The 6071-nt window shown below is 41.4% G+C and carries 8 protein-coding genes; 2 read left to right on the top strand and 6 right to left on the bottom strand.

Annotated features, from left to right (window positions below; genetic code table 11):
• Positions 1-420: 420 nt before the first annotated feature.
• The gene (locus LD39_RS08355) at positions 421-642 is read right to left on the bottom strand and encodes a hypothetical protein (protein WP_035545127.1); all 222 of its coding nucleotides are present in this window, start codon (positions 640-642) and stop codon (positions 421-423) included.
• A 114-nt stretch (positions 643-756) separates the two neighbouring features.
• Between LD39_RS08355 and pdaB the strand changes: the two genes are divergently transcribed.
• A complete protein-coding gene (gene pdaB / locus LD39_RS08360) occupies positions 757-1521 on the top strand; it encodes a polysaccharide deacetylase family sporulation protein PdaB (RefSeq protein WP_035545129.1) in 765 nt (254 codons plus the stop codon).
• A gap of 40 nt (positions 1522-1561) precedes the next feature.
• Here pdaB and LD39_RS08365 read toward each other — a convergent pair whose 3' ends face one another.
• Positions 1562-2161, bottom strand: coding sequence for a KinB-signaling pathway activation protein (locus tag LD39_RS08365; protein ID WP_035545130.1), 600 nt, complete (start codon positions 2159-2161; stop codon positions 1562-1564).
• A 134-nt stretch (positions 2162-2295) separates the two neighbouring features.
• Between LD39_RS08365 and gerD the strand changes: the two genes are divergently transcribed.
• Positions 2296-2943: a spore germination lipoprotein GerD gene (gene gerD, locus LD39_RS08370; protein ID WP_035545131.1), complete on the top strand. Its 648-nt coding sequence runs from the start codon at positions 2296-2298 to the stop codon at positions 2941-2943.
• Positions 2944-2984: 41 nt separating this feature from the next.
• On the opposite strand, the gene LD39_RS08375 is transcribed toward gerD, so the two are convergent.
• The 4 genes from LD39_RS08375 to rplM form a co-directional block, all read right to left on the bottom strand.
• Positions 2985-4037, bottom strand: coding sequence for an Mrp/NBP35 family ATP-binding protein (locus LD39_RS08375; RefSeq protein WP_035545134.1), 1053 nt, complete (start codon positions 4035-4037; stop codon positions 2985-2987).
• Between the two features lie 79 nt (positions 4038-4116).
• The gene (cwlD, locus tag LD39_RS08380) at positions 4117-4839 is read right to left on the bottom strand and encodes an N-acetylmuramoyl-L-alanine amidase CwlD (protein ID WP_035545136.1); all 723 of its coding nucleotides are present in this window, start codon (positions 4837-4839) and stop codon (positions 4117-4119) included.
• 196 nt (positions 4840-5035) lie between these two features.
• Positions 5036-5428 carry a 30S ribosomal protein S9 gene (gene rpsI, locus LD39_RS08385; RefSeq protein ID WP_035545137.1) on the bottom strand — a complete coding sequence of 131 codons (393 nt, stop codon included), beginning with the start codon at positions 5426-5428 and terminating at the stop codon, positions 5036-5038.
• 19 nt (positions 5429-5447) lie between these two features.
• Positions 5448-5885, bottom strand: coding sequence for a 50S ribosomal protein L13 (gene rplM, locus LD39_RS08390; protein WP_035545138.1), 438 nt, complete (start codon positions 5883-5885; stop codon positions 5448-5450).
• Positions 5886-6071 lie beyond the last annotated feature (186 nt).

Consider the following 6071-nt stretch of genomic DNA (forward strand, 5'->3'; position numbering starts at 1 on the left):
AAGAATGTTTTGACGTACTGGTTGGTTCGTTCAGTTTTCAAAGATCAAAATGTTTCGCGCGCTGTTCAAAACAGCGACTTGATTAGTATATCATGGTTAGTTGCTTGAAGTCAACAACTTTTTCATGATTTTTTTTGAGCCATTTCGGCTTGCCGCTTCTCTCTCAAAGCGACGCTTACTAATTTATCATGGTTTTTCGTTTGTGTCAACGACTTTTTTCATGATAATTTAATGCGTCGATCCGACTCGCTTATATGTGCTTGTCTTTCCCGACAACGATTAATAATATAGCACAGAAGAAAAACAAATTGCAATACTTTCTTTTGAATTTCTCACCTTTTTATAAAAATGATCTATTACTCATTAACTCTTCATAAGGAAAGCCCAGGGATAAAACCCCCGGGCTTTCAACGATCGTCTTTAATTTTGCTTTTTCTTACGCGGCATATATTGAAGTATTTCATCACGATTAGCAAACCTACGAAAAATTTGAAACAGAACTTCATATCGGTCTTCCATTGCATTCTTAAGCCCCTGGTCAATCCTATGGTCTCCGAGATCGAACGTAATCTCTTCCATTTCTCTTTTCAATAAATACTCGACTTCACGTCTTTCTTGCTCATTAATCATTATTCCGTACATCACCAGAACCTCCCTGATTAGCAACTCTTTATATTTTTACCCTATTTTCAGTATTTTTAGCATAGGTTGTCCTTTTTTTCATATGTATAGAACATATTGGTAAGAAGGGAAGTGATGGGATTGACTTTTTATACCTTGAAAGCTGACCGTTTAAAACGGTACGGTATTGTCGTATTGCTGGCTTTTTTCTGTGCGGTGTTGCTTTGGATTGGTCAGTGGAGTCAACTTCCTGTTTTTTCGAATGATGGTGAACCGAGGGCATTGAGTCAAGGAAGTACAGATCAGTCCCTTGTAGCGTTGACCTTTAATATTAGCTGGGGAAACGATAAGGTACATGAAATATTAAAACAATTGGAGACTCATAAGACTCAAGCTACTTTTTTCGTAAGCGGGGAATGGGCGGAGCGTCATCCTGACATTATGGACGAGATTCAAGAAGGAAAGCACGAAATTGGTATGATGGGGTATGCCTATGAAAGTTATCTGGAATTAAAGCCTGAGCAGGTAGTATCTGATTTGCAGCAAGCTAAAGAAGCATTCGATAAATTAGGCTTTAAGGATGTGAAATGGATTCGTCCACCTCATGGCCATATGGATAAAGAAGTATTGACGCTGATTGAAAAAGAGGGCATGCAGGCTGTGCAATGGAGTGTAAACCCGCATGATTGGGAAAACCCTGGAACGAACTATATTATTGATCAAGTTTTAAAACAAGGTTCTAAAGGTGATATCATCCTCCTTCATGCTTCGGATTCAGTAAAACAAACCCCTAAAGCTCTTGAAGTTATTTTACCTGGCCTAAAGCAAAAAGGGTTGAAGTTTGTGAGTATAACGGAATTGGTAAGCGGAGGAGAATCAGAAACGACTCAAATTAATTAATGAAAGCCACTGTGACGAAAATCACAGTGGCTTTTCTATTTTATGCTGGTTGTTTCTGATCATTCGTCAACCGATGTAATAGCAGTAATTGATAAGCATTACAAGCGAACAAAGGAATGATCATCAGCCAAACATAGTCGTTTCCATCCGCTCTAAGAGCAGGTACCCATTCAACAGTCGTAACCACGACCATGAAAAATAAGGCTGGAATGAAAGCGTGATTGTTCGTTTCTTTCGCTTTTATCCAGGCTACCAACAAAGACAAGATAAACAGCCCTAATGCCGTCAATATAAACGGCCACAAGGATGCTCCTTCAGCAGCTTGATACCTGAAATAAACTAAATCAAACAACGTAAAAGCAAGTAAAAACAATTGGACTGGGATCCATAAAGAACGAAAGACACCTTTTCCGAATTGGTTTACGGTCAAATATGCGAAAAAACCCATTTGACTTATGATACTGAATATAAAACCGAACCCAGCAAAAAATAACAGCAAACCAATCAGCTCAAATAATTGAAATGGCTGAAGAACGTTTGCATAGGACTCATGTTTTAATATGAAACTGGTCACGAGTGTCAGAACGCCGCCTAAAAAAAGCGTCGTTAAAAACAGCCTCACCCATTTGCGACTATTCACGCATGTTCCCCCTATTACAAAGACTTTACCATCGTATTTTATCATGAAGCGCTTCATTTTTCCTTATGTCGAATAAAATTTGCCGAATAGCAGATAGTAAACGTAAGGAGAACTTAAGAAAGGGGACATGCAAAATGTCCAAACTCCGTTTATTGTGTCCTGTCTTCCTTCTTGTTTTCCTGGCAGCTTGTGGTGGCAGTTCAGGGGCAAGCGAACAGGTGGACTACGATACAACTAAAAAAATGATTGTCGATATTTTAAAAACAGATGACGGGAAAAAGGCCATTACGGAAGTTCTCTCTGATGAAAAAATGCAACAATCAATGGCACTTGAATCGGGAGTTGTGTCCCAAGCCGTTAGTGACACGTTAGTTTCAGAAAAGGGAAAAGCTTTTTGGAGCAAGCTGTTTTCTGATCCTAAATTCGTTCAAGGATTCAGCAAAGTCCTGGAGGAACAAGAAAAAGACTTGATGAAAGGACTCATGAAAGACGCTGAATACCAAAAGCTGTTGATTGAAATATACAAAAATCCAGAAATGATGGATCAAATGGTTACCGTTATGCAAGGCCAAAAGTTCCGTGCTCACCTCGAGAAAACAATTGAAGAGACCCTAAGCAGCCCCGTCTTCCAAGCGAAGATGAGTGAAACCTTGTTAAAAGCCGCTGAAAAAATGAAGAGTGGCGAAGGTTCACAATCTCAGCAGGACGGCCAAGGCAGCCAGCAGCCCAACGAGTCTGGAGGCGGCCAAGCTGAAGGCCAGGGTCAGCAATCTTCACCATAAAAAAATCACGCGATCCCGGGATGGGAAAGCGTGATTTTTCATTAATATTTATCAATAATTTTTGCAGCCATATTTCTGTAAATGACGCCCGTAGGATGATCTGATTGATAAACAGAAGGTGCAAATACATCCTCTTCTTCATAAGGCTGTTGTAAAGGAATGTGTCCAAGCACTGCTGTCTGTAACTGTTCAGCAAGCTTGACACCGCCGCCACGTCCGAAAACAAACTCTTTATTTCCAGTTTCGTTACTTTCAAAATATGCCATATTTTCAACAACACCCAGAATTTCATGGTCTGTCTTCAATGCCATTTGTCCTGCACGCGCAGCAACAAAGGCCGCCGTAGGGTGTGGAGTGGTTACAATAATTTCCTTAGATGAAGGGAGCATGGAATGCACATCCAACGCAACATCTCCTGTTCCAGGGGGTAGATCGAGAAGTAAGTAATCTAAGTCTCCCCATTCCACTTCCTTGAAGAAGCTCGTCAGCATTTTCCCTAACATCGGGCCTCGCCATATAATAGGAGAGTTATCCTCAACAAAGAAGCCCATCGAAACAACCTTTACCCCAAATCGTTCTACTGGAATAATCTTTTCTCCGCGGACGACAGGGCGTTCTTCTACCCCCATCATGTCCGGAACACTGAATCCGTATATGTCCGCATCAATGATACCAACTTTTTTACCGAGGCGAGTCAATGCCACAGCCAAGTTGACCGTAACTGTCGATTTTCCAACGCCGCCTTTACCACTTGCGATCGAAATGAACTTTGTACCCGCATTCCCATCCAATAATGAAGCTTCTTTTTGCTGTTCAGCTGCTGGCTGGAATTTGCTGATAACATCTTCAGGCAATTGATCGAAACGAAGACCTACTGTAGCAGCGCCGCCGCTCTTCAGAGCATTCACTATCGTCTGCTGCAATTCCATTTGCTCTGCTGTATTCGTTTTAGCAATTAGAATTTTCACACTGACGTGATTTTTTTCTTCTTTAATTTTTATTTCTTCAACTCCACCGGTTTCTTCCAACGTTTTATGTAAAAACGGATCTTCGATTGAGTGTAGGATTTCAAGTACTTTCTCTTGTGTTAACAAACCGTTTCACCATCCTTAGAAATGTTTCAATATTGCTAGTATAACATACATGAAACGCTTTCTAAGTGATTTGCTCGAATCAATCGCTGGAAGGATATTCACGTTCCGTCACATATCGAAGAACGCCCTGATAGATAGATGCTGCAACCTTTCGTTGGTACTCATCAGACTTTAATAATTCCCTTTCCTGAGCGTTGGATAAAAAGCCCGCTTCCACTAAAGCTCCTGGAGCCTTCACGTGTCTAAGCAGGTATATATTTGAAAGTCCCAACGCTTCACGAGTCGTATTTTCTAGGTTGGTTTTAATTTCGGATTGAATGAACTTAGCTAAATGCTCACTGTCTGGAACATTCGGGTTATAAAAAGTCTGAGCACCTCTCCACTTTGGTGATGGGATGGCATTCAAATGGATACTCAAGTAGAAGTCTGCTTCTTTTTCATCAATGTACTGCACGCGATTCCTAATATCTTCGGACTTACGTCTTGAGAGGCTACCTGCATCTTCTGAAGATAAATCCATATCCTCATACCTTGTCAAATACACCAGAGCTCCTGCCTCTTGCAGATAATCCCTCAAGTATTCACACATCTGCAACGTGATTTCTTTTTCCTGAGTGCCATCGGATCCTTCCGCTCCCCCGTCTGGCCCCCCATGACCCGGGTCAAGGACAATGACCTTTCCAGAAAGAGGCGATGACCAAACTGTCCAGGCATCTTTCGCTTCCTGAATTGGATAGGATACCAGACAAACGAGAACCACTATTCCCGCTAACCAAACGAAGGTTTTCATACGACGAATCATCCATCCCCACACTCCCTTATTCTCTCTACCTCACTATATGGGACAAGAACAAGAAATATGATTCACCAGCCGCCCATAAAAAGGGACCTCAGGTCATCCAGAATCTGGATGACCTGAGGTCCCTTTTTATGGGAATGGCAGAACAAAAAAAAGACTCCCAACCAAATTGGTTGAGAGCCTTTGAAACGTTGATAACTTAACGTTTTGAGAATTGCGGAGCACGACGAGCACCTTTAAGACCGTATTTCTTACGCTCTTTCATACGTGCATCACGAGTTAGAAGTCCTGCGCGCTTAAGTGTTGTGCGGTATTCAGGATCTGCTTCTAATAGCGCACGAGCAATTCCGTGACGGATTGCACCCGCTTGTCCAGTGAAACCTCCACCATGAACGTTTACGTAAACGTCATAGCTTCCTTCAGTTTCTGTAACAGCTAGAGGCTGTTTCAAAATCATGCGAAGAGTTTCGTATGGGAAGAAATCTTCAGCATCACGTTTATTAACTACTACACGACCAGTTCCAGGAACTAGGCGTACACGAGCTGTAGAACTCTTACGACGTCCAGTACCAGTGTATTGTACTTGTGCCACTCTTGATTACCTCCTTTTATTATCCGCGAAGTTCGTAAACTTCTGGTTGTTGTGCTTCATGCTTGTGTTCAGCTCCAGCGTAAACATGAAGTTTTTTGCCCATCTTACGTCCAAGACTTCCTTTTGGAAGCATACCTTTTACAGCAAGTTCTAGCATTTGCTCAGGGTATTTATTACGCATTTCGTTTGCCGTACGAGATTTCAATCCACCAGGGTGGTTAGAGTGACGATAATAGACTTTATCGTTGATTTTGTTACCTGTTAGTTGAATCTCACCTGCATTAATGATGATAACGTGATCACCAGTATCTACATGTGGCGTATATGTTGGTTTGTTCTTACCGCGAAGGATCGCAGCAACTTCGCTTGCTAAACGGCCAAGTGTCTGTCCTGCAGCATCGACAACATACCATTTACGTTCCACGTTGTTTTCATTTGCCATGAAAGTTGTGCGCATGTCGGTTTCCCTCCTGAATTTTTAATTTTTCAGATCTCAAATCTTTAGTTACGTTTATTTATCTCAAATACGATTAGTTTCCGGGGCTAACCGTGGTATAGAAATAAAATGCCATAGAATATAATATAACACTCTTATCACTCATGTCAATAGGTGTACACCAGGAATCGTTGTTTTTTTATATTT

It is taken from the genome of Halobacillus sp. BBL2006 (genome assembly GCF_000786645.1).
GTDB lineage: Bacteria > Bacillota > Bacilli > Bacillales > Halobacillaceae > Halobacillus.